Origin of the sequence: Metabacillus idriensis (assembly GCF_050483325.1) — a bacterium.
GTDB lineage: Bacteria > Bacillota > Bacilli > Bacillales > Bacillaceae > Bacillus_P > Bacillus_P idriensis_A.
Map to the genome: position 1 here is coordinate 170753 of NZ_JBCMYF010000001.1, position 23779 is coordinate 194531.

Below are 23779 nucleotides of genomic sequence, written 5' to 3' on the forward strand. Positions count from 1 at the left end.
TGATGCAGAAAATTAGAAAAACAGCCGATCAGACGATTGCATTTATTACATGCACAATGCTTGCGTTTATGGTGCTTGTGGCGGTATGGCAGGTTTTTACAAGGTACGTATTGAACTCGCCAAGTACTGTATCTGAAGAAATTTTAAGATATTCACTGATTTGGGTATCCATGCTTGGCGCCGCTTATGCATTTGGGCAGAAGAAGCATATTGCGATCGAACTGCTTGCAGAAAAGCTGCCGAAAAATAAAGCACTTCCTATTAGTGTCCTTATTGAAGTGCTTATCCTTTCATTTGCAGTTCTCGTAATGGTGATTGGCGGATCCAGAACGGTAGCAATCACGATGGCCCAGTCTTCAGCTGCTCTTGGCGTTCCCATGGGATTCATTTATTTATCCTTGCCGGTAAGCGGCATTCTTATCATCGGATACAGTTTGATGAGCATCTATGAGGCGGTTGTTAAAAGAAAAGTAGAATTATATTCAGATGATTTGGAAGCCGTTTCTAAAACCAGAATTGAAGGCTAAAACAAAGGAGTGATTGAAATTGACCTTAACTGCAGGACTCATCTTACTGAGTGTGTTTTTTGTCCTATTAGTAGTGGGAGTGCCGATTGCCATCAGTATTGCAGGTGCATCCATCGCTACCATGCTGATTTTGTTCCCGTTTGATGTTGCGGTATTTACCTCTGCACAGAAAATGATTACAGGCCTTGACAGTTTTGCTCTGCTGGCCGTTCCATTTTTCGTGCTGTCAGGAATTATTATGAATAACGGCGGGATTGCCATCCGGCTGATCAACCTTGCAAAACTGCTGGCTGGCCGCATGCCGGGTTCTTTAGCTCACACAAACGTGCTCGGCAATATGCTCTTTGGATCGATTTCAGGATCCTCTGTCGCTTCTGCTGCTGCGATCGGAGGAGTCATGTCCCCGCTGCAGGATAAAGAAGGATATGAACGGACGTATTCAGCAGCCGTTAACATTGCTTCTGCTCCGACAGGTCTCCTCATTCCTCCAAGCGGGCTGCTTATCATTTACTCGCTTGTCAGCGGGGGAACGTCTGTAGCTGCCTTGTTTATTGCCGGATATGTTCCAGGCATTTTATGGGGGCTTGCTACGATGCTTGTTGCTTATTTCATTGCTAAAAAGAAGAACTATCCAATTGCACCGCGGATTCCGTTTAGCCACGGACTGAAGGTATTTCTTGATTCCATTCCAAGTCTTCTGCTGATTGTGGTTGTCCTCGGCGGTATCATAGCAGGAGTTTTTACAGCAACTGAAGGTGCAGCCATTGCTGTTGCTTATTCACTAGTACTGTCGATTATATATCGAACATTCAGTTTTAAGAAATTGCCGAAAATGCTGCTTGAAACCGTGGAGATGACAGCAGTCATTATGTTATTGATCGGCACTTCCACGATATTATCTTTGGTCATGTCTTTCACTGGCATTCCTGAGGCGATCAGCAGCGGTCTGCTCAGCTTAACAGACAGTCCGATTATTATTCTGCTGATAATGAACTTAATTCTGTTAATTATCGGTACATTTATGGACATTACACCTGCCGTATTAATCTTTACACCAATTTTTCTTCCGGTTGTTACAGCGTTCGGCATGGATCCGGTTCACTTTGGAATCATGATGGCTTTTAACCTGTGCATCGGGAACATTACACCTCCGGTCGGCAGTGCGCTATTTGTGGGCTGCAGCATTGGTAAAGTGAAAATGGAGCAGGTCATCAAACCGCTTCTGCCGTTTTACGGAGCCATTATCGTGGTGCTTCTGGCGGTAACATTTATTCCCGAAATCAGCCTGAGTCTGCCAAAACTGTTTGGCTTATAAATTACAGCAGAGAGAAGGTTTGAACATTGAGCATTAAAGAAAATGATCCATTCACACTATTAAAAGAAGAAAACAATACTATTGAATTTCAGCTTGAAAACGGAACGGTGAAAGCTTATGTGTTTGTTCTTGAAACGAACATTGTACGCGTTCTTTTTTCGGAAGGAAATTCACTGAAACTAAACCAAACATGGAGTATCGCTCCGGGAATGGAAGACGTTCCTTTTGAAGGAAGAAACAGATTTGATACTACGGGTTTTTCATTGCCCAGCTATCAAATCAATCAAAATGAAGAGGCAGTCATCATCGAGACAGAAGAGCTGAAGATGGACATTCAGCTGAACGGGTTTAAAGTGACGTGGTATTCAAGAATTGAAAATAGCTGGATCAAAATGGCCAAAGACCGGACGACTCAGGCCTACCATTTTGAGTATGGATCAAGTGCCGGACCTGCCCATTATCTGCAGCGTGACTTAGAAGAGCAGTATTTCGGGTTTGGTGAAAAAACAGGTGCTGTAGATAAACACGGCAAGCGATACCGCATGCAGACGATTGATGCCATGGGCTATGATGCAGAGTACACGGATCCTCTTTACAAGCACATTCCGTTTTACATAACAAGGAGTAAAAAAACGGGTGTATCCTTCGGTTTATTTTATGACAATCTATCAAGCTCTGTTTTTGAAATGGGCTCTGAGCTGGATAACTATCACGGATTGTACCGCTATTTTCAGGCGGAGGACGGGGATCTTGATTACTACGTGATAGCGGGACCGAAAGTACAGGATGTGACTGAAACATTTGCGTGGATGACGGGGAAAACCATCCTTCCGCCAAAATGGAGCCTTGGCTATTCAGGTTCGACCATGAGCTATACAGATGCACCAGATGCGCAGATTCAGCTGAAACAGTTTCTCGAACTTTGCCGCGAACATGATATATTGTGTGACTCGTTTCAGCTTTCATCGGGATATACATCTATTGGAGATAAGCGATATGTCTTCACCTGGAATGAGGACAAGTTTCCAAATCCAAAGCAATTGGTGAATGAGTACCATGAAGATGGTCTTAAACTGTGTGCAAATATCAAGCCTTGCCTGTTAAAGGATCATCCCTTATTCCATGAACTTGCAGAGAAAAAGATGTTTATTGAAAACCGTGAAACCAATGAAGCAGAGATGGCTCAGTTCTGGGATGAGACAGGGGCTTATCTGGATTTTACAAATAAGGATACCTACAGCTGGTGGAAATCACAAGTAAAAGAAAAGCTGCTTGATTACGGGATTGATTCAACCTGGAATGACAACAATGAGTTTGAGATATGGAGCAAAGAAGCGGAATGTCATGGCTTTGGAGAAACTATCAGTTTTGAAACGATTCGTGCATTGCATCCTCTGCTTATGATGAAAGCTTCGTATGAAGCGCAGCGGGAATACAATCCAGAGCTTCGTCCTTATTTAATTTCAAGATCAGGCAGTCCTGGCATGCACCGCTACGTTCAAACATGGACAGGGGACAACCGCACAAGCTGGAAAACGCTTAAGTTCAACATCAAGATGGGCATTGGAATGAGCTTGTCCGGCCTATACAATTTTGGTCACGATGTCGGCGGATTTTCGGGCCCTGCACCAGAGCCTGAGCTGTTTGTAAGGTGGATTCAAAATGGCATCATGCATCCGAGATTTACGATTCACTCTTGGAATGACGATCAAACAGTCAACGAACCTTGGATGTACCATGAAGTGCTGCCTGCAGTCAGAGATCTGATTAAATTCAGAACAAAACTTGCACCATATCTATACTCGGCGCTTTACGAAGCACATGCCAACTACAAACCGATTATCCGGCCAACTTTTTATGAATTTGAGCAGGATGAAACGACATTTGAAGAAAACGATGATTTTATGCTCGGAGATAGCCTGTTGGTTGCATCTGTTGTAGAAAAAGGGAAAAAACAGCGGGACGTCTATTTGCCTCAGCATACTGGAGGCTGGTATGACTTCCATGAAGGGACATGGTTTGAAGGCGGAAAGACGGTTACCATTCCCGCACCGCTTCATTATGTTCCCCTGCTTGTAAAAGGCGGAAGCATCCTTCCTGTTAATCTGGCAGACGTTACATTTGCTGATAAAGATAAAGATGAAAGAGGGTTTCTGTTATTCCCGGAAAAGGGCAGAAGTGAATCACTGTACAGATTGTATGAAGATGACGGCGTGACCGCTCAGTACAAAGCAGACTTCGCTTTTGTGGATGTCAACATGAATACAACAGAAACAGAGATTCATATAAATGTTGAAGTAGAGGGGGATTTTATTCTTCCATATAACACAGCAGCATTTATTTTGCCGCAGGGTGAAAAAAGAAAGCTGCTGATAGACGGTGCAGAATATAAAAGCGGAGATCAAATCGATTTGAAACAGGAGGAAATCTGAAGTGAAAAAATTTATGGATGACGATTTTCTATTAGATTACGAAAGCTCCAAAATTCTGTACCATGAGTATGCAAAAGATATGCCGATTTATGATTACCACTGCCATTTGAGCCCTGAAGAAATCGCAGGAAATAAACAGTTCCGAAACTTGACGGAAATCTGGCTGAATGGTGATCACTATAAATGGCGGGCAATGCGTGCAAACGGCATCAGTGAAGAGCTGATTACAGGCAGTGCAAGTGATAAAGAGAAGTTTGATGCATGGGCAAAAACAATGCCGTCCTGTATCGGCAATCCCCTTTACCATTGGACTCACTTGGAGCTGAAGCGGTATTTCAACATTGATTTGCCGCTGAGTGAAAAAACGGGGGACGAAATCTGGGAACGCTGCAACCAGATGCTTCAGCAAAAGGATTTTTCTGCCCAGGAGATTATAAAAAAATCAAATGTTCATGTGATTTGTACAACAGATGATCCGGCAGATTCGCTTGCTTATCATAAGGAAATTGATGCAAATGAAAGCATAGAAACAGCTGTGCTGCCTGCTTTCCGTCCTGATAAAGGCATTGAAATTGCACAGCATGGTTTTAAGGATTATATAGAAACTCTTTCTAAAGCAGCAAACAAGGAAATAACCAGCTATCAGGATTTATTAGAGACTTTTGAACAGCGTGTTGCCTACTTCCATGAAGCCGGGTGCAGAGTCTCTGACCATGGATTTGAACATCTTTTCTATGAAGATGGGACCCTCTCAGAAGTTTCAGCGATTTTTGATAAGGCGATTCACGGTCACTCGATTACGTTATCTGAAGAAAATAAGTATAAGACCTTTACGCTGCTTCATCTTGGGAAATTGTATCATGCACATGGCTGGGTGATGCAGCTTCACATTGGAGCGACTCGCAATAACAATACGAAAATGTTTAAGAAAATAGGTCCTGATGCAGGATTTGATTCGATGAACGATTTTGAACTGGCAAAGCCGCTTAATCAGTTTCTGAATCATCTTGATAAAGAGAATGAGCTGCCAAAGACGATTCTCTATAACCTTAATCCTGCACATAATCCGATCATCGCTTCAGCCGCAGGGAACTTTCAAAATGAAGAAGCAAAAGGGAAAATTCAATTTGGAACAGGCTGGTGGTTTAATGATCAAAAAGACGGGATGATCCGCCAAATGACAGACCTTGCAAGCATAGGACTGATCAGCAATTTTGTAGGCATGGTGACAGATTCCCGCAGTTTTCTTTCCTATACAAGACATGAATACTTCCGCCGCATTCTGTGTAACGTAATCGGCGGCTGGATGCATAAAGGGGAAGCACCAGATGATTATCACTTACTTGGTCAGATGGTCCAGGACATTTGCTATAACAACGCCAAAAATTATTTTGAGATTACTAGATAATCAGATGGAGGGAAAACGACTATGGAAATGACTTTTCGCTGGTATGGAGACAATGATCCTGTTACCCTGCAAAATATTCGCCAGATTCCAGGTATGACTGGAATTGTATCCGCAATATACGATATCCCGGTCGGGGAAGCCTGGTCTTACGATAAAATTATGGAGCTTAAAAAGAAGATAGAAGAGAGCGGATTACATTTAAGTGTAATAGAGAGCGTTCCGGTACACGAGGACATAAAGCTTGGTCTTCCATCAAGAGACAGGTATATAGAAAACTACAAAACAACGATTCGGAACTTATCCAAGGCCGGAATAAAAATTGTTTGCTATAACTTTATGCCTGTCTTTGACTGGACGCGCTCATCCCTGGATTATGAATTGCCGGACGGTTCGACTGCGTTGATTTATGAGGAAGAGCAAGTGAATCAGATGAATCCAATAAACGGAGATTTAATGCTTCCTGGCTGGGATACAAGCTATGAACCTGAGCAATTAAAAAGCCTTATGAACCACTATCAAAATGTATCTGAAGAGAAATTGTGGATGAACCTGTCTCACTTTATCAAAGAAATCATCCCCGTTGCAGAGGAAGAAGAAGTTAAAATGGCCATTCATCCGGACGATCCGCCATGGTCTATCTTCGGATTGCCGAGAATCATTAACAGTAAAGAGAACTTAGACAGATTCATCAATCTATACGACAGCCCATACAACGGACTTTGTTTGTGCAGCGGTTCGCTCGGGGCAAATCCAGAGCATGATTTTCCTGAATTTGTCCGTTACTTTGGCAGGAAAGGGAAAATCAATTTCGTTCATTTAAGGAATATTAAATGGACAGGTGAAAAATCGTTCCAGGAATCTGCCCATCTTTCAACGGATGGATCCTTGGATATGTATGAAATTGTCCGCGCCTTAAGAGAAGTTGATTTTTCAGGACCAGTCAGACCGGATCATGGCAGGATGATTTGGGGAGAAACGGGGAAACCAGGTTATGGTTTGTATGACCGTGCTCTTGGTGCTACCTATCTAAACGGCTTGTGGGAAGCGGCAACAAAGGAAAAAAACAGACAAGCAGAAAAGGGGAATCACTATGAAAATTCCTTTTCAGATTGATTTAGAGGGAAAGGTCGCTGTTGTTACTGGCGGAAGCGGTGTTCTATGCAGCCAATTTGCCAAAGCACTTGCAGCATGCGGTGCAAAAGTGGCTGTTATCAGCAGGCGGCAGGAATCTGTAGAGCTGGTTGCTGACGAAATCCGCGCTGAAGGCGGGACGGCTATTGCTCTATCTGCTGACGTGCTTGATAAAACAAGCCTTGAGCAGGCAAAAGCAGAAGTGAATGAAAAACTTGGTCCATGCAGCATTCTGATAAATGGCGCAGGGGGCAATCATCCTAAAGGAAATACAGATAAAGAATACTACTTCAATGAGGACTTGAACAACTCTGAAATCAATACGTTTTTTGACTTGGATTCAGAAGGAGTCCGTTCCGTGTTTGATTTGAACTTTCTTGGAACACTCCAGACGACTCAAGTCTTTGCCAGAGATATGGGCGAAGGCGATGTCATCATTAATGTTTCTTCAATGAACGCTTACACTCCATTGACAAAAATCCCTGCATACAGCGGGGCAAAAGCGGCTGTCAGCAACTTTACTCAATGGCTGGCCGTTCATATGTCAAAGGCCGGGATAAGAGTCAACGCCATCGCACCAGGCTTTTTCTTAACAGAGCAAAATCGAAATTTATTGACCAATAGGGACGGCAGCTACACCGATCGGGCGAAAAAAATTCTTAACCAGACCCCGCTTGAGAGATTTGGAGATCCGGAGGATTTAAATGGCACGCTGCTCTGGCTTGTGAGCAATGAAGCATCCAGGTTTGTGACGGGAACGGTGATTCCGGTGGATGGAGGATTTTCGGCTTATTCGGGAGTTTAGTAGAGCTTTTTCGTTAAGCGGTTAGGTTAAAGATAAGAAAAACCACATCATATTGACTGATGTGGTTTTTGTTTATAGATTCCGAAGTTAAGAGTATTTAAAATTAAGACTGTTTTTGTCTTCTCATCCATTGTGTAGCAACCCATTTTTCTCCAGCTGTAACAGGTGCTCCGCCATGTAAAGTTCGTTCATTTATGGTACTATCGTTATAAAAATATTCGAAATACACGGCCATCCCTTTTTGTGGAGATACAGAAAAATTCAATTTAGGAAAAAACGTTTCTCCCCCGTGCTCTACATCATTTAAGTACATGACCAGTGTGCTGATTCTATTATTTTTTATGACTTTACTTGAAGATGTGAAAAAATCAAAATGAGGTTTATACTCTTGACCAGGACTATAGTTAAGAATTTGAATGCCATCGCCGTGTTCAATAGGTATGTTCATTATAGCTGATATTCTTTTTTCAATTTTAGTGATGGTCTCATTTTCATTTTCTTGAAAAAACATGCTGCTGCTTGTTCTGATCTGATTTACTTCGTGTGTCACTCCAATTTTAGAACGATTTAATTTGTCTTTTGACAAGCTGATCAGTTCGTCGCATTCTTCGTCACTCAAAACATTTCCTAAAATGACGATCAGCGGTTCTTCTAATCTGGCAATGATCTTAATTTCTCTATCTTCTGCTATGATTTTATTTCCAGTGTGATTGAAAATAGTTAATTCTTTAGTATCAATTGTCAACTTTCATCTGCCCCTTAAGAGATGTAATCTTCAAGTATATTGTTTTTGTAAGCGGTTTTCTATCATGATTATACCATGAACCACCTGCTATAAACTGTGCTAACAGCTAATAGGTGCATTAATTTTAAAAGGTTGTTTTCACATAGATTGTTGTTTTTGATTATTAATGCTGCCCGTTCCTTCCGCTGCAATCCACTAAGGTTTACACCATTTAGTCTCAAAGCAACAAAGTTTACGAAAAGAGTCTAAAATAAATAGCCTGCTCAATAATACGGCGTTTATCTAGAACAAGGTTTAACCGGATATAAATAGATAAGAGGGAGGAAGAAACATGAACCTGCACATACAAATACCCGCTGCATCAACTTTAGAAAGCGATTCAGCTTTTCGTATGCCGGAAAATTATTATTACTGGACTCCATTAGCTGCCTATTACTTAAAACAATCCAGACTGATTGAAATTCATTGCTGGAATGATGAAATACAAGCCATAGATGAGCTGGAGGAATTAGGAGTTTTTAAAGTGGAAGCTGAACAGAATATGACGATATTCAAAGGTGAATTGTCTGTTGAAACTGCAGACTTTCTGTTGAATCATTTTCTGGATGGTGAAGGGAAGTTTAAATGGTTTTCTGTCTTTGCCGATCATTTTTCAAGCGAACATTGGGCAACTGAAATCATTGTTGAGGCTGCTGATGAAAAGGAGATTGCTCGAATTTCTTCCGTTACTCCGGCTGAAACACAAATACATCAATTCAAATAAGGGAAAACGGTCAGCACAGACTGTTTTCCCTTATTTATTTTATTCCCGATGCTTACATTGCTTAAATTGCTGCATAGCTTCTTTGGACCCACTAAATAAGTTATGGCTTTTTACGTACACTTTGTTCCTAATAGAATAAAAAGTTTATACCCCTTAGTGGATTGTAGCGGAAGGAACTTGACTCCTGCGGGAAAATAGAGGGAAATGGGAGACCCCGCAGGCGAAGACGAGGAGGCTCCCACCCTCCCCGCGGAAAGCAAGTTCCTGGAGCGAAAAGCAACGGACAAAATATATAATCAAACCAAAGATCTTTGCAAAAACAGCTTTTTTAATAGATAAAATCCCCCTTCTCAATCCAAATCCAAAATTCTGATACCATAAGTGAAATTTCCTAACTTATCTTCGCGGTCAGGTTTTCTTACAATGAAGACAGATAGAGAACATCATGAAACCGGGGTGGTGAAGAAATGGAAGCGAAGATTGTACAGGCGCAGGAGCACGAGATCGCGGCCAGTACACGCAAAGAGAAAATACAGCGCAATTTGAGAAGAATGAATTCTCAGAAGTATTTGCAGTTCATGGCGCTGCTTGGTATGGTGTGGATGTTTATTTTTAACTATGTGCCGATGTACGGGCTGATTATTGCGTTTAAGGAATTCAGTATTATCAGCACGATCAGGGAGGCGCCTTGGGTCGGTTTGATGCAGTTCAAGGAATTTCTGCAGGATGAGAATTTTATTACGGTTCTCAAGAATACGCTTGGGATCAGCTTGATTAAGCTCATCATCGGGTTTCCGCTGCCGATTATTTTTGCTCTTTTGCTGAATGAGCTGACATCTCTGAAGTTTAAAAAGACGGTGCAGACAATTACTTATTTGCCTCATTTTCTTTCTTGGGTTGTTTTAGGAGGAATCCTGACAACATGGCTTTCAGATATTGGCATTATCAATGAAATTTTATTAAATCTTGGCGTGATTGATAAACGCATCAGCTTTCTTGCTGAACCGCAGTACTTCTGGGGAATTGTGATTCTCTCAGATATTTGGAAGGAAATCGGCTGGTCGGCGATTATTTATCTCGCAGCAATTGCCGGAGTATCAACCGAACTTTACGAATCATCCACGATTGACGGGGCGAACCGCTTTCAGAAAATGTGGCATGTGACACTGCCTTCTATTCGCCCAACGATTACGATCTTATTCATACTTGCAGTCAGCGGTGTGCTAAATTCTAACTTTGATCAAATCCTGGTGCTGCGCAATGCTTTAAATGAAAGCGCTAGCAACGTAATTGATATTTATGTCTATCAAATGGGAGTGCAAAATGCCAGATACTCTTATGCAACTGCAGTTGGTTTGTTAAAAGCAATTATTGCCTTTATCCTGCTGTATACTGCAAATAAAATCACGAAAAAATTAGATGGAACATCTTTATTTTAAGGAGGCGATGGAGAAGTGCTGAAACTGTTCAAACTCAATCGCAGAACGAAAAGTGAATACATTTTTGACAATATCAATGTAGTCATCATGTTTATCATCTGTGCGATTACCCTTTATCCCATTTGGTATGTGATCGTCAACTCCTTAAATGAAGGTGCCGATGCCATGAATGGCGGAATCTACTTCTGGCCGCGTGAGTTTACCCTGCAAAACTATGAAGCGGTATTCGCGAATTCAGGTATTTTGACTTCCTTTGGAGTAACGATTGCCAAGACCGTCATTGGAACGATTACACATGTCTTTTTCACAGCCATGGTCGCTTATGCCATTTCACGCAGAGATTTATATGGCAGAAAGCTGTACATGATGATCGGAATCGTCACGATGTTTTTCAGCGGAGGATTGATTCCTTACTTCCTCTTAATCAGAGACCTTGGCTTGTTTGATAACTTTCTTGTATATATCATTCCAACGATGTTTAACTTTTTCCATCTGATTATCTTTGTCTCCTTTTTCCGGGAGCTGCCGTCAGCGCTTGAAGAGGCTGCTAAGATTGATGGAGCAAATGATTTCGCTATTTTCATTAAGATTATTGTTCCTTTATCGATGCCTGTTATTGCGACAATCGCATTATTTCAGGGAGTTTATCAGTGGAATGACTACTTTGCAGGGGTCATTTTCGTCAACAATCCAGATTTGCAGCCGATTCAGACTTATCTATATAAAGTAGTCGCAGAATCCAGCTCCAATCAAATGATGATGAACGCACCGGGAAGCATTACGACGAAAACCGTCACATCCCAGTCCATAAAACTCGCAACAATGGTTATTACAACGCTGCCAATCGTGCTTGTCTATCCGTTCCTGCAGAAGTATTTTGTTAAAGGTATGTTAATCGGCTCTGTAAAAGGCTGATGCATAGAGAAAAAAAGTCTATTATAATCAAGTACTAGAGAGGGGTTTACTATGAAAAAGTTAAAAAGCATTTCGATTTTCCTGATTTCAATCCTTCTTATTTCCATGCTCTCTGCATGCAGTAATGAAACCGTTTCCTCAGGTGAAAAAGAAAACAAGAAGCCTGTTTCTGCGGATGAGCCTGCATGGAAAGCAGATACTTCACCAATCACGTTTGACTGGTACATGAACTTTTCGTGGTTCGCTTCCAAATGGGGAGAAGACGCTGTTTCCAAATATGTAACAGATAAAACAGGTGTTTCAATCAACTATATTTCTCCAGCGGGAAATGAAGCAGAGAAAATGAATACGATGATTGCATCAGGCAAGCTTCCTGACTTTATCACGCTTGGCTGGTGGGAAGATGCTGTGAAGAAAATGCAGGAAGGCGAGCTTGTTCTTCCATTAAATGAGCTGGCGGAAGAATATGATCCATATTTCTTTAAAGTTGCAGACAATGCAAAGATTGAGTGGTATAAGCAGGAAAATGGAAATGTGTATGCATATCCAAATGCTTCCTCTTCACCTAAGGACTTTGAAAAATACAAAGATTTAAAGCCTTCTAATCAAACTTTCTTAGTGCGCAAAGATATGTATGAAGCTTTAGGCAGTCCGGATATGAGCACGCCAGAAGGATTTATTTCTGCTCTTAAAGCAGCTCAGGAAAAATTCCCTGAAGGAAACGGCGCGCCGCTGATTCCAATCGGACTCAATGAGTTTACAGATGTGGGCAACGGATCGCTTGAAGGGTATCTTCAAAACTTCCTTGCAATCCCAATGGAGAAAGACGGAAAGCTTTATGACCGTACAGAAGATCCTGAATACGTCAAGTGGCTGAAAACGTTCAGAGAAGCAAATGAAGAAGGACTTCTTGCTAAAGATATTTTTGTAGACAAACGTCCTCAAATGGAAGAAAAAATTGCACAGGGCCGTTATTTCGCGATGCTGTATCAGCGCAGTGACATGGCTGCACAGCAGCAGGCTCTTTTTGCAAAAGATCCAAATTCCGTCTACATGGCTGTTGATGGTCCTGCGAACTCAGCCGGAGATCAGCCGACACTTGCAGGAGACAGCATTTCAGGATGGACAGTAACATTGATTTCTAAAGATGTAAAAGATAAAGACCGTGCGATTGCGTTCTTAAGCTACTTGATCAGTGAAGAAGGACAAAAAGATTTCTTCTTTGGAGAAAAAGACGTAACATATGAAGAAAAAGACGGAAAACCTGAATTTAAACCTGAAGTCTTAAAGCTTCTGAGCTCTGATCGCACAGCCTTTGATCAGCAGTACGGAGCATCCTATAAGCACTGGATGCTGATGGATACAAACATGAGTCTTCCATGGAACCCGCCAACAGCTGAACCGTTTAAACAAATGGAAGATTGGACAAAAGGAAAAACAATGAGCTTTGCAGAATTTGACGGCCTGAACCCAACAGGCACTTCTTCTGAAGCGATTTCCAGCACGAAAATCAGCCAGGAATGGGGAAAAACGCTGCCTAAGCTCCTGCTTTCCAAATCCGATAAAGAATTTGACAAGATTATGAAAGGATACTTGGAAAAACGTGAAGACCTTGGCTATGAAAAGGTGCAGAAATACCAAGAGAAAATGTACAAAGCAAATAAGAAGAAGCTAAGTGCTGGAGAATAATAACAAAGAAAAGGGCTGCTTCCGGCAGCCTTTTTCCCTATATTGGACCTGCCGCCGTATAGATGTATGGTTTATACTGAAAAGACTACATACAGACAGCAGGTGCGAACATGTTTAATAAAATTAAAACCACTATATATGAGTATTTCCTCAGACTCTCTTTGCAAAGAAAATTCATAGCTTTATATATTTTTATTATTATGATTCCGGTCATCACCTTCACTCTCATCTATACAAGGCAAGTCGATGACAGTGCCATCAAGGATATTACCAATAAAAATGAGTACTTGCTTGAAATTGAGAAGGTTCATATTGAAAATAACATCGAGTCCATGAGGCGGACGGCACAGATGGTCGTATCTGACAATGAGTTTATTGATTTTGTCAAAACAAGAGATGAAACAAATGTGAATGATTTGCTGAATTTTAAAATGAATGCGTTCTCAAATGTCTCTCGTCTTCAAGTAAATAACCCGACGATTGAAAACATTCACCTTTACACAAATAATCCTTACGTGAACGAAATGTGGCCGATTCTCTTCAGTGAAGACAGGATAAAAGACAAGCCGTGGAAACAGGAAACGATTGCCCGAAACGGCATGGAGTACTGGTGGTTTGAACAGCAGGGCTATGATATTTTGGGACGCTATCCGTACCGTGCAAATGCAAAAATTTCCGTGCTCAGGGAGCTTGATTACCCTAAGGATGAACACCTGGGCATCATCGAAATCAGCATGCTGCAGAAAAACTTTTTCCCGAAAATGTTCAGTACGGTTGATGCGGTTGATTCTTCGATCGTGGTTGTCGACAAAAACAAAAATTACATCATCAACCCGGATAACAGCTTTCTTAAAAACAATCAGATTGATATGAAAAGCCTGACCAGACACTTTGAAAACAAAAAGAAAAAAGGAACTTTTTCCTTTCAGTATATGAACAAAGAAACCCCGATTTTAGTCGGAGCGATCTATTTAGAAGGCATTGATTCTTATATGCTGAACATTGTTTCTCTTGAAACGATCTTTGCGGAGAGCGAGAGCACCAGGAATCTTGTGCTTGGCGGCATTATTTTTCTTGTCCTGATCCTTTCATATCTCACGTATCGGATTATCTCTTATCTGCTGAAAGAAATGTATAAGCTGATGAATACGATGAAAGAGGCGGAAAGCGGAGATTTTGGCGTGAAAGTGGACGTGGACGGCTACAGTGAAATCGGTCAGCTTGCCTATCATTTTAAGAGCATGCTGTCTAAAATCAACCGCTTAATTGCGGATGCAGTCAATAAAAACGCCGTGACAAAAGAAGCCGAACTCAGAGCCTTAAAAACGCAAATCGATTCTCATTTTCTTTTTAACACCCTTGAAAATATCAAAATGATGGCTGAAATCAAGGGGGATTACGAAACGTCGGATGCGGTCACTTCCCTTGGCTCAATGATGAGATACAATCTCAGGTGGAAAAATGACTTTGTTCTTTTGCAGGAAGAGCTGTCACATATAAAAAATTATGCGGACATTATGAATTTGCGGCTTGAAGGCCGTTTGACACTTTTGATTGATGTTCCTGATGAGCTGATGGCGACCGAAGTACTGAAAATGTCGCTGCAGCCGATTGTTGAAAATGCGGTAAAGCATGGGCTGACTCCTGTTCTGCATGAAAAACAGGGAGAGATCAGGCTTCATGCGTACCGGAATGAAACGGATATTGTGATTGAAATTACGGATAATGGGATTGGCATGATTGCTGAAGACATACTTAACTTGAAGGAAAAAATCTGTTCCGGTTTGGATGCCGAATCGAATAGTGGAACGGGAATCGGATTAGTTAATGTGCACGAGAGAATGCAGCTTCTATATGGAGAAGAGTACGGTCTTGAGGTACAGAGCAAACAAGGCGAATACACGAAAGTGGCCTTTCACGTGCCAAGTTTCATTGCAAAGGAGGAGAATCTAGTTGTACAAGCTCTTAATCGCTGACGATGAAAGCAATATCAGGCGCGGAATCCAAGCTATGATCGAGCGGGAGTTCTCAGGAGAAATCAAAACTCTTCTTGCAGGAGACGGATTGGAAGCATCTGAAAGATTAAATAATGAGCAGATTGATATTTTAGTAACGGATATTAAAATGCCGCGGATGAATGGAGTGGAGCTGATTCAATCCCTTCAGGAAAAGGAACAGATCCCCGTTCTCATCATTTTGAGCGGATATGATGATTTTGAATATACAAAAGCCGCGATCAAATGCAAGGTGAAAGATTATTTACTGAAGCCTGTTAATCGGAAAGAACTCTTTCAAACAATCCGCAGCACACTCGATGATTTTAAGAAAACAGAGACGATCACACAGCGTGAACTAGAAGAAGTACAAAGCAGCCAGCTGCAATATATCCTGCTGAATCCGTTGATTACAGAAGAACAAATAAAAGAAATATGCAGTAAAATCCAGCTCGATCTCTCTTCAGAAAGCTATTATACCGGCGTGATTGACAATAAAAATGGAATCGAATCTGTTAAAAAACATCTTGAAAGAAGCAGTATGAGGACTTATTGTTTTTTGGATCAAAAAGAGAGAACCGTTATTCTTTCAGAAGATAAAAACATCCTCCCATTTTTAAAAGAACAGCTAGGCTCCGTGTCGATTGGGTTCAGTAAGGGGAAATCCGACATCAGGCACCTAAAGGCATCATATCTTGAAGCAGCCGAAGCGGTGAAATATGGATTTCTCTATCCAAGAAACCAGCTGATTGAGTATAGGGATATTCAATCCAGAGAAGAAAATGTGCTCCCTCCGATCGATGAAATCAAAAAAATAAAGAACATGCTTGGCACGGTTCGGGAGCAGGAAATCAAATCTCTCCTCTTAAAGATCTTTGATTATGAAAAAATCTCGACTTATTCAATCAGTTACCTTGAAGCAATCAACAAAGAAATGAACAGGCTGATCTTTGACAGTTTCTTTGCAAGATTTGGAGAGGAATCTGCGGAAACGTTTAAACACATGTCAAAAACGGGGTGTCTTTACAGCTTCCGTGACTTTTATCACTACCTTCATGAAACCCAGAATTTGCTCATGAGGCTGCACGAATATATGAAACAAACAAAATCCATCTCTTCTGAGCAAAAACACCTGGAGCAGGCCATGCAGTTTATTCAAGAGAACTATTATAAAGATTTAAACCTTGCTGTCGTATCCAATCACATTTCACTGAACTACTCTTATTTCAGCCATGTTTTTAAAGAGAGTACAGGCCAAAACTTTGTTGATTATTTGAAACAGGTCCGCATCCTTAACAGCAAAAAATGGCTCCGGGAATCAGACTTGAAAGTGTTTGAAATCAGCGAAAAGGTCGGCTACAAAAATCCTAAACAATTTGCACGTGTGTTTCGTGAAATAGAAGGGATTTCGCCTAAGGAGTTTAGGGAGCAGGTCCGCGGATCTGGAAGTGAAATGGAAAAAAGCAAGTAAATGATTCATTTTGGAAAGTAAATTTGCTTAACCGGACAGTAAGAAAACAATATCGGACAGTAAATGGAGTATTCCGGACAGTAAGTGAGGAGCCCGGCCAGTAAAAGGAGTATGTCGGACAGTAAATGAAGAGCCTCGCCAGTAAATGAAGCAGCCCGGACAGTAAATGGAGCATACCGGCCAGTAAATAAAAAAGCTGGAAAGAATAATCAAAAAGATTCTTGAATGATTCTCTTTTCTCAGATAAAATCATCTAAAATGTTCAGGAGGAAATCTATGATCACCTATCCTGCCTTAAAAAATGATGCCGCAATCGGAGTAACCGCCCCTTCATCAGGAGTACCATCTGAATTACACGATATTCTTACCCAAGCCTGCACCCGCATGGAATCGAAAGGGTATAAGCTGATTTGCGGAGAGACAGCCTGGACGCAGGAAAAAGCTAAATCAGCTCCTGCTAAAACAAGAGCTGAAGAATTTAACCGCATGATGCAGGATGATCACATCGATCTGATCATCCCTCCGTGGGGCGGCGAGCTTTTGATTGAAATGCTTGAATATGTAAACTATGAATCAATCAAACAGAAATGGATTCTTGGCTATTCGGATATTAGTGCGCTATTGCTCGCTATTACATTAAAGACAGGAATGGCAACCGCTCATGGAACGAATCTTGTGGATTTAAGAGGTGAGACATCTGATCCAACAACAGCTATGTGGGAAAACGTTCTGAAAACAAAAAGCGGGGATACAATTCTACAATCCTCCTCAAGTCATTATCAGAAAGAGTGGCAGCATAACAATCCGACTCCGCACATTTTTCATTTAACTCAAGCTGCAGAATGGAAGACAGTGTCCAATCGGCCAGAAAAAGCTGAAGGCAGGCTGCTCGGTGGATGCATTGATGTAATAAGGCATCTGGCCGGAACCCGGTTTGGGGATGTTAAAACGTTCAGAGAACAGCATATCCCAAACGAATCCATTCTCTGGTACTTCGAGAACTGCGAGCTGTCAACAGCCGATTTGCGCAGATCTCTAGTACAGCTGAAACTTTCAGGCTGGTTTGAAAACTGCTCAGGCATTTTGTTCGGAAGAAGTGCGGCAAATCATACAGTCGATGATTACACAGTGCTGGATGTATACAAAGAGCTGACTGAGGAACTGAACATTCCGGTCATTTATGACATCGATTGCGGTCATCAGCCTCCGCAAATCACACTGATTAACGGAGCTTATGCGGAAGTGACAGTGGAGAATGGGAAGGGAACAGTTCTTCAGAGTTTTAGAGAATAGATGAGAGATGTGCGATTCTTATTGTTTTGAACGAATATGAGGGTTTATGCACAAATTAAAAATAGCATCATTGCGAGTAACGGATTCGGTTCAAAGTCCAAAACATTAAAACAGCATTGTAATTAATACCCCACCGTTTAACACACCAATCAGCAGCATTATTGGTGTGTTTTATCTTGCAAATTTCCCTTTAAAACTGTGCATTTGTGATAAAATGGAAATTGCAGTTATTCAGGCAGGAATGTAGAATAAGTACGAGTGGATAAAAGTAAGTAAGTGACATATGGAGTAGGAGAAAGTATGAAGATGAGCAAAAGCAGATACAGGAGATTTAATAGAGGTATTTTTAGGGAAATTAGAAGTGAATTATTAGTTGAATTAATATGGCATATATTAACTTTTATTCCGAGGATGATGTTCCGATTAATAAAAAGCATTTTTAACCACTAATCGGATGCGATTGCAGCACAAAGTTTTCGCCCATTTAGCTTAGAATTGGGCAGGATTCTTGAATAGGATTGGGAGAAGAAACAAATGAGCCACTTCTCATTGAAATAAAGGACAGGGTTAATAAGGTATCTACTAAACTAACTAAGTAGTGAGAGGATTTTATTGAGAACTAAAATGCAAAGGTATAGAAATATTGAAATAGTAACCAAAAAAGAAATGAGTTTGAGTAAGTTATTAAATGTAATGGGTATATTCATTTTTGGAGGTTCAGCTTTAACAAGCGTTACAAATCCAATTCCTTCTAATGAATATAAAGGTTTTTTATTATTTATTCTTGGAAGTGCTATCATCTATTATTTTTTAGTGAATATATACTTTCAAGGGGGATTTTGGAGAAAAGTGTTTTATTTAAGTTTAATACTCCTTGCTGGTTTTAGTATATTTATGATAGTTTATCTTGCAGCTCATTCAACGGCACACTAACTAGATTATTTAAAATTGATTAATTTGTTACGAGTATGTATTGAGGTCGTTATTTAAGGCACTGCTTATTCAATTAACAAAAGGCACTCCATAATAATCCGGTGATTCTTCTTTGTATATACGCCCTCAAATAAATGCACTCTGCTGATCAGCAGATGCTTGCTATTTCTTGTGATAATTTATAGGCTGAAAATAGCAACCCTTTTTAATCAAAAAAAACACACCAAAAGCTATGCTAATTGGTATGTTGAATTATGTGCTATTTATACTGTTAATTAATATATTTGCACCCCTAAAAACGAGTCCGTTACATTCCGGCATGCTCTTTCCTGTATCAATAAATCTCTTTGATTCCCGCAAGCCTGATCGAGAAAATGTTTTTGTTCTCGTCTTCTAGAGAAAGGGTCTGATCGCTCAGGTCCAGGTTATGGACACGGCCCTTTAATGTTTGAATTGCACCGTCGATGTAGTAGTTCACCGTTACTAATTTGTTACGCCTCAATGCCTTTAAAATCATGATGATTTCTCCTTTCGCATGTTGTTATATTTAAAGTGAATTAGTCTGGAAATTTGAGTTTCTGTGAGTATATCCCTATTATACTACAAGATTGTGAAAGCGATTACATAAAGTTTGAACACTTTGTGAAAAAAAACACATTAATAGGTTAGTAAGATAAGATTGATACATTGATTATAGAATGATACCTTTAGTTATAAGAAAAATCGGATTTGGGCTTTTCTTTAAATCATTCAGTGGAAATGGGGATCTAACATGGGAAAAGGCTTAGAAGGAAAACGGATAGTTATTGCAGGTTCACGCAAAACAGATGAGATCAGCACGTTAATTGAAAAGCAGGGCGGAATTCCGTTCGTGCGTTCTCTGCAGGGAACCGTCTTTTTGGCAGAGGAACAGGTTGAACCCGCTCTGAGAACATTTATTCAAGAGGGAGCCGATTGGGTTATCTTTACAACGGGTATAGGAACGGAAACGCTTTTAAATCTTGCCCGGAAACTGGGGGAAGAAGAAGCTTACTTGAAAAGAATTCATCAGGCGAAAATTGCATCCAGAGGGTACAAGACGTTTGCCGCTTTGAAAAAGCTGGATTTAACACCCGCCGCAAAAGATGATGACGGGACGACAAGAGGGCTTGTGCGCGCTTTAGAAAACGAGGATTTGTCCGGCAAGAAGGTGATGGTTCAGCTGCACGGAGAAACTGCTCCGGCTCTGATCAAATTTCTTAAAGAGAAAGGCGCTTCTGTTCTGCAGGTATTGCCTTATCAGCATATAGCTCCCGATGAGAAGGCAGTCAGTCTGCTTTGTGAAGAAATGCAGAGCCTGCAGGTAGATGCTGTTTGTTTTACAGCGGCGATTCAGGTCCGCGAATTTTTTGCCTATGTGAAAAAAAAGGATTGTCTGCACGAAATTCTTCATGCATTTAATACAGATGTGCTGCCTGTTGCAGTGGGGAAAATTACGGCAGAAGCTTTAATAGAAGAAGGCGTGCAAAATCCGCTTGCACCTGATCTTGAGAGAATGGGTGCCATGATCATTGAGCTTGCAAAGTATTACGATGAAGCAAAAATAAAATAAAGGATGATGCATCATGCCAAAATGGCTGAACAACACGGTGTATGTTCTGGTCTTAATTCTCAGCATCGGCTGTGTTTCGCACGGTTTTGAGTGGAAAAAATAACAGAGGAAGTTCTTGACATAAAGACATTTACTCCGCATAATATATAAAAATCAATGAACGTTGAAGAGGGACTAGTATGCGGGTCTTTATGTGACAGAGAGCGGGGTTTATCAGCTGGAAGACCCTGCCGCAGCAAAGCCGCAGAACCTGCCCTCAGAGTCCTGTGTCAAAAACACGGGCGCCATCAACCTGGCGTTATCAGGCAAAGCGGGATGCTGCGTGCATCCAACTAAGGTGGTACCACGGAAAAGCCAAGCTCTTTTCGTCCTTTCTATAAGGATGAGAAGGGCTTTTTTGTGTTTGGCGTGTGAATCGGAAGGTGTCTGTTTTCGATTATTAATCGTAAAAATCAAGAAATTAGGAGGTCCTAACCCATGAAAAAACGAATTGTCGTCAAAATCGGCAGCAGCTCCTTAACAAACCGCAAAGGAGAAATTGATCAGGAGAAGTTTACGGATCATATCGCGGCAATCGCTGCTTTAAGAAAAGAAGGCCATGAAGTGCTGCTCGTCTCATCGGGAGCCGTAGCTGCAGGCTTCAGAAAACTGGGCTATCCTGCAAGACCTCTTACTCTAAAAGGAAAGCAGGCAGCAGCTGCTGTTGGTCAAAGTCTCCTGATTCAATCATACATGGAGCAGCTTGGCAGTTTTGGCATAATTCCTGCACAAATTCTCCTCACCCGAAACGATTTCTCAAAAAAGGACCGCTATAAAAATGCCTATGCAACTATTCGCGAGCTTTTGGACCGGGGTATTCTGCCGATCATCAATGAAAATGACTCTGTCTCAGTTGAAGAATTGACGTTCGGCGACAATGATATGCTTTCAGCTCTTGTCAGCGGTCTTGTACAGGCAGACCAGCTGATCATTTTAACGGACATTAACGGATTGTATGACTCCAATCCGCGTGAAAATCCTGAAGCCAAAAAATACGATCAGCTTCAGGAAATTACAGATGAGATGATGAAGGGAGCTGAAGGTGCCGGATCCCTCGTTGGAACTGGCGGCATGAAATCAAAGCTCATTGCTTCAAAAACGGCGCTGACTCTAGGCGTAAAAATTTTTATCGGGATTGGAAAAGGAGCAGGGAAATTCATTGACATTCTTGAAGGAAAAGGCGATGGAACTTACATAGGCGGTGACAGGCGCTCCTTCATTAACAGCAGCAAACAATGGATCGCTCTGCATTCTCCAGTCAGAGGAGCAATCTATGTGGATCAAGGCGCCGAGCTTGCATTGACCGCAAACGGCTCAAGTCTTTTGCCGGCGGGCATTTACGACATTACCGGAACATTTGAAGCAGGAGACGTCGTAGAGGTTTTCGGAACAAACGGCCTGCTTGGAAAAGGAGAAGTGCTCTATTCATCAGAAAGCCTGAAACAAGTGATGGGGAAACGCAGCCACGAATTAACAGACGAAATCATTTCGGTAGAAGTGATTCACCGCGACCGCTGGGTCAAAGCCTGAAATGGAGGGAAAAACCATGAGTGAAGTGCTGAGAAAAGGCAAGGCAGCCAAAGCTGTCAGCTATCAATTAATCGAAAAAACGACAGAAGAGAAAAATACCGCATTAGAAAAAATTGCCCGGCAATTAGAAAAGGAACAAGACTATCTTATCGCAGAAAATCAAAAGGATCTTCATGCTGGAAAATCAAATGGCGTATCTGAATCTATCCTGGACCGCATGCTGCTGAATAAAAAGCGCATTGAAGACATGGTACACGCAATCCGTCTCTTAATCGAACTCCAAGATCCAATCGGTGAGATCCTGGAGACGATCGAAAAAGAAAACGGACTTCTTATCCAGAAAAAGCGGGTTCCGCTTGGAGTGATCGGCATGATTTACGAAGCGAGGCCAAACGTTACCATAGATGCTGCAACTCTATCCTTAAAAACAGGAAATGCCGTCATTTTAAGAGGGAGTTCATCCTCCATCCATTCTAATAAAGCCCTGGTAGCTGTCATCCATCGCGCTCTTGCACAAACCGCGATTCCGCTGGATGCCGTTCAGCTGATTGAAGACACAAGCCGCAAAACAGCAAAAGAGCTTTTCACTCTTAATGACTGCCTGGATGTCTTAATCCCCCGCGGCGGGAAAAAATTGATCGATACAGTCGTGAAAGAATCAACGGTTCCGGTTCTTGAAACAGGCGCTGGCAACTGTCATATATTCATTGATGAATCAGCAGATCCGCTCATGGCTGAACGAATTGTTCTTAATGGAAAAACACAGCGTCCTTCTGTGTGCAATGCGATTGAGACGATATTGATCCATGAAAACTGGCTAACAGCCAACGGAGAGAATCTATTGAAGCAGCTTCATGAGCAATCTGTTGAAATCTTTGGAGATGAGCAAATCCGGTCTGTTTTTTCAAAAGCAAAACCAGCCGCAGAAGAAGACTGGAGTACGGAATACCTGGCGCTTACTGTAAGCATCAAAACAGTAAAGAGTGCAGATGAAGCCATTCAGCATATCAATCAGTATGGAACGAAGCACTCTGAAGCGATCATTACGAATGACGCTGCTAACGCAGCCCAGTTTCAAACACGGGTAGATGCTGCAGCTGTTTATCATAATGCGTCAACGCGGTTTACAGATGGCTTTGAGTTTGGATATGGAGCAGAAATCGGCATCAGCACGCAAAAATTGCATGCAAGGGGACCTATGGGGCTGCCTGCGCTCACATCAAGCAAACACTTCATTTATGGAAATGGACAGATCAGGGAATAGCTATCGATATCAAGTCAAAAGGGGCTGGTAATAGTGAACACATCAATCAAATGGAACGGAAAAATGAGTTTCTCGGGTACAACGCCATCTGGCCATGAAGTGAAGATGGATGCAGCAGAAGACTTTGGCGGAGAAAATACAGGCGCAAGACCGACGGAGCTGTTATTAAATGCCGTTGCAGGCTGTACAGGAATTGATATCATTTCCATCCTGCAAAAAATGAGGCTCAGCCCCAGCTCTTTTCACATGGAAGTAAGCGGAACACGTGCTGAAGATCATCCAAAACGCTTCACGGCGATTCATATTCATTACGTATTGGAAGGGGATCTGCCTGAAGACAAGGTAATCAGAGCCATTCAGCTGTCGAAGGACAAATATTGTTCGGTGTCACAATCATTGAACGCGGAAATTTCAGCGGGGTATTCGATTAATGGTGTGAACGGGGAACGGGAAATCTGACAAAGAGAGCTTGCGGATATCAGGTTCGAGGGTGCT

20 protein-coding genes and 1 other annotated feature are annotated in these 23779 nt (G+C 41.6%); of the genes, 18 read left to right on the top strand and 2 right to left on the bottom strand.

All coding sequences use genetic code 11. From position 1 onward, the window contains the following. The first annotated feature begins 2 nt into the window (after positions 1-2). From ABEQ24_RS00850 to ABEQ24_RS00875, 6 genes are read left to right on the top strand one after another with little or no spacing between them, the layout of a single operon-like run. Complete coding sequence (locus tag ABEQ24_RS00850) at positions 3-527, top strand: TRAP transporter small permease (RefSeq protein WP_430004995.1); 525 nt, start codon at positions 3-5, stop codon at positions 525-527. A 19-nt stretch (positions 528-546) separates the two neighbouring features. Continuing rightward, complete coding sequence (locus tag ABEQ24_RS00855; protein WP_430004996.1) at positions 547-1842, top strand: TRAP transporter large permease; 1296 nt, start codon at positions 547-549, stop codon at positions 1840-1842. Between the two features lie 26 nt (positions 1843-1868). Then, on the top strand, positions 1869-4274 hold the full coding sequence (locus tag ABEQ24_RS00860) for a TIM-barrel domain-containing protein (RefSeq protein ID WP_430004997.1): 2406 nt from the start codon (positions 1869-1871) through the stop codon (positions 4272-4274). 1 nt (position 4275) lies between these two features. Continuing rightward, positions 4276-5682, top strand: a complete 1407-nt coding sequence (gene uxaC, locus ABEQ24_RS00865) for a glucuronate isomerase (RefSeq protein WP_430004998.1) — start codon at positions 4276-4278, stop codon at positions 5680-5682. Between the two features lie 21 nt (positions 5683-5703). Continuing rightward, complete coding sequence (gene uxuA / locus ABEQ24_RS00870) at positions 5704-6795, top strand: mannonate dehydratase (protein ID WP_430004999.1); 1092 nt, start codon at positions 5704-5706, stop codon at positions 6793-6795. After that, positions 6773-7618 (top strand): SDR family oxidoreductase, encoded by an 846-nt coding sequence (locus tag ABEQ24_RS00875; RefSeq protein WP_430005000.1) that lies wholly within the window; start codon positions 6773-6775, stop codon positions 7616-7618. Before uxuA ends, ABEQ24_RS00875 begins: the two co-directional genes overlap by 23 nt. Positions 7619-7721: 103 nt before the next feature. Here the strand turns inward: ABEQ24_RS00875 and ABEQ24_RS00880 are convergent, their stop codons facing one another. Further along, entirely contained in the window at positions 7722-8363 is a 642-nt protein-coding gene (locus ABEQ24_RS00880; protein ID WP_430005001.1) for a 2OG-Fe(II) oxygenase, read from the bottom strand. A gap of 331 nt (positions 8364-8694) precedes the next feature. On the opposite strand from ABEQ24_RS00880, the gene ABEQ24_RS00885 reads away from it, so the two are divergent. The 8 genes from ABEQ24_RS00885 to ABEQ24_RS00920 all read left to right on the top strand — a co-directional run bounded on the left by ABEQ24_RS00885 (position 8695) and on the right by ABEQ24_RS00920 (position 18860). Continuing rightward, on the top strand, positions 8695-9126 hold the full coding sequence (locus ABEQ24_RS00885) for a hypothetical protein (RefSeq protein WP_430005002.1): 432 nt from the start codon (positions 8695-8697) through the stop codon (positions 9124-9126). A gap of 467 nt (positions 9127-9593) precedes the next feature. After that, positions 9594-10565, top strand: coding sequence for an ABC transporter permease (locus ABEQ24_RS00890; protein ID WP_430005003.1), 972 nt, complete (start codon positions 9594-9596; stop codon positions 10563-10565). Between the two features lie 24 nt (positions 10566-10589). Continuing rightward, on the top strand, positions 10590-11480 hold the full coding sequence (locus ABEQ24_RS00895; protein WP_430005274.1) for a carbohydrate ABC transporter permease: 891 nt from the start codon (positions 10590-10592) through the stop codon (positions 11478-11480). A 51-nt stretch (positions 11481-11531) separates the two neighbouring features. Then, positions 11532-13169, top strand: a complete 1638-nt coding sequence (locus ABEQ24_RS00900; RefSeq protein ID WP_430005004.1) for an extracellular solute-binding protein — start codon at positions 11532-11534, stop codon at positions 13167-13169. A gap of 110 nt (positions 13170-13279) precedes the next feature. Beyond that, positions 13280-15145 carry a sensor histidine kinase gene (locus ABEQ24_RS00905; RefSeq protein WP_430005005.1) on the top strand — a complete coding sequence of 622 codons (1866 nt, stop codon included), beginning with the start codon at positions 13280-13282 and terminating at the stop codon, positions 15143-15145. Next, positions 15123-16634, top strand: coding sequence for a response regulator transcription factor (locus tag ABEQ24_RS00910; RefSeq protein ID WP_430005006.1), 1512 nt, complete (start codon positions 15123-15125; stop codon positions 16632-16634). The genes ABEQ24_RS00905 and ABEQ24_RS00910 overlap by 23 nt, the downstream gene beginning before the upstream one ends. Positions 16635-16910: 276 nt before the next feature. Then, positions 16911-17927 carry a S66 family peptidase gene (locus tag ABEQ24_RS00915; protein ID WP_430005007.1) on the top strand — a complete coding sequence of 339 codons (1017 nt, stop codon included), beginning with the start codon at positions 16911-16913 and terminating at the stop codon, positions 17925-17927. 612 nt (positions 17928-18539) lie between these two features. Continuing rightward, positions 18540-18860: a hypothetical protein gene (locus tag ABEQ24_RS00920; RefSeq protein ID WP_430005008.1), complete on the top strand. Its 321-nt coding sequence runs from the start codon at positions 18540-18542 to the stop codon at positions 18858-18860. Between the two features lie 334 nt (positions 18861-19194). On the opposite strand, the gene ABEQ24_RS00925 is transcribed toward ABEQ24_RS00920, so the two are convergent. Then, positions 19195-19377 carry a YolD-like family protein gene (locus ABEQ24_RS00925; protein ID WP_133311741.1) on the bottom strand — a complete coding sequence of 61 codons (183 nt, stop codon included), beginning with the start codon at positions 19375-19377 and terminating at the stop codon, positions 19195-19197. A 255-nt stretch (positions 19378-19632) separates the two neighbouring features. On the opposite strand from ABEQ24_RS00925, the gene ABEQ24_RS00930 reads away from it, so the two are divergent. The 4 genes from ABEQ24_RS00930 (at position 19633) to ABEQ24_RS00945 (ending at position 23743) form a co-directional block, all read left to right on the top strand. After that, positions 19633-20451 (top strand): uroporphyrinogen-III synthase, encoded by an 819-nt coding sequence (locus ABEQ24_RS00930; RefSeq protein ID WP_430005009.1) that lies wholly within the window; start codon positions 19633-19635, stop codon positions 20449-20451. Positions 20452-20605: 154 nt separating this feature from the next. Next, positions 20606-20827, top strand: a binding site (T-box leader). A 101-nt stretch (positions 20828-20928) separates the two neighbouring features. Beyond that, a complete protein-coding gene (proB, locus tag ABEQ24_RS00935) occupies positions 20929-22020 on the top strand; it encodes a glutamate 5-kinase (RefSeq protein WP_430005010.1) in 1092 nt (363 codons plus the stop codon). Between the two features lie 16 nt (positions 22021-22036). After that, a complete protein-coding gene (locus ABEQ24_RS00940) occupies positions 22037-23284 on the top strand; it encodes a glutamate-5-semialdehyde dehydrogenase (RefSeq protein ID WP_430005011.1) in 1248 nt (415 codons plus the stop codon). Positions 23285-23347: 63 nt separating this feature from the next. Beyond that, positions 23348-23743 (top strand): OsmC family protein, encoded by a 396-nt coding sequence (locus ABEQ24_RS00945; protein ID WP_430005275.1) that lies wholly within the window; start codon positions 23348-23350, stop codon positions 23741-23743. The last annotated feature ends 36 nt before the right edge of the window (positions 23744-23779 follow it).

What these genes read in the sequence shown, in the direction of transcription:
- ABEQ24_RS00850 (WP_430004995.1), top strand. Translation starts at nt 3, where the DNA reads ATGCAGAAAATTAGAAAAACAGCCGATCAGACGATTGCATTTATTACA.
- ABEQ24_RS00930 (WP_430005009.1), top strand. Translation starts at nt 19,633, where the DNA reads ATGGGAAAAGGCTTAGAAGGAAAACGGATAGTTATTGCAGGTTCACGC.
- ABEQ24_RS00945 (WP_430005275.1), top strand. Translation starts at nt 23,348, where the DNA reads ATGAGTTTCTCGGGTACAACGCCATCTGGCCATGAAGTGAAGATGGAT.
- proB (WP_430005010.1), top strand. Translation starts at nt 20,929, where the DNA reads ATGAAAAAACGAATTGTCGTCAAAATCGGCAGCAGCTCCTTAACAAAC.
- ABEQ24_RS00915 (WP_430005007.1), top strand. Translation starts at nt 16,911, where the DNA reads ATGATCACCTATCCTGCCTTAAAAAATGATGCCGCAATCGGAGTAACC.
- ABEQ24_RS00905 (WP_430005005.1), top strand. Translation starts at nt 13,280, where the DNA reads ATGTTTAATAAAATTAAAACCACTATATATGAGTATTTCCTCAGACTC.
- ABEQ24_RS00875 (WP_430005000.1), top strand. Translation starts at nt 6,773, where the DNA reads ATGAAAATTCCTTTTCAGATTGATTTAGAGGGAAAGGTCGCTGTTGTT.
- ABEQ24_RS00885 (WP_430005002.1), top strand. Translation starts at nt 8,695, where the DNA reads ATGAACCTGCACATACAAATACCCGCTGCATCAACTTTAGAAAGCGAT.
- ABEQ24_RS00940 (WP_430005011.1), top strand. Translation starts at nt 22,037, where the DNA reads ATGAGTGAAGTGCTGAGAAAAGGCAAGGCAGCCAAAGCTGTCAGCTAT.
- uxuA (WP_430004999.1), top strand. Translation starts at nt 5,704, where the DNA reads ATGGAAATGACTTTTCGCTGGTATGGAGACAATGATCCTGTTACCCTG.
- ABEQ24_RS00890 (WP_430005003.1), top strand. Translation starts at nt 9,594, where the DNA reads ATGGAAGCGAAGATTGTACAGGCGCAGGAGCACGAGATCGCGGCCAGT.
- ABEQ24_RS00900 (WP_430005004.1), top strand. Translation starts at nt 11,532, where the DNA reads ATGAAAAAGTTAAAAAGCATTTCGATTTTCCTGATTTCAATCCTTCTT.
- ABEQ24_RS00925 (WP_133311741.1), bottom strand. Translation starts at nt 19,377, where the DNA reads ATGATTTTAAAGGCATTGAGGCGTAACAAATTAGTAACGGTGAACTAC.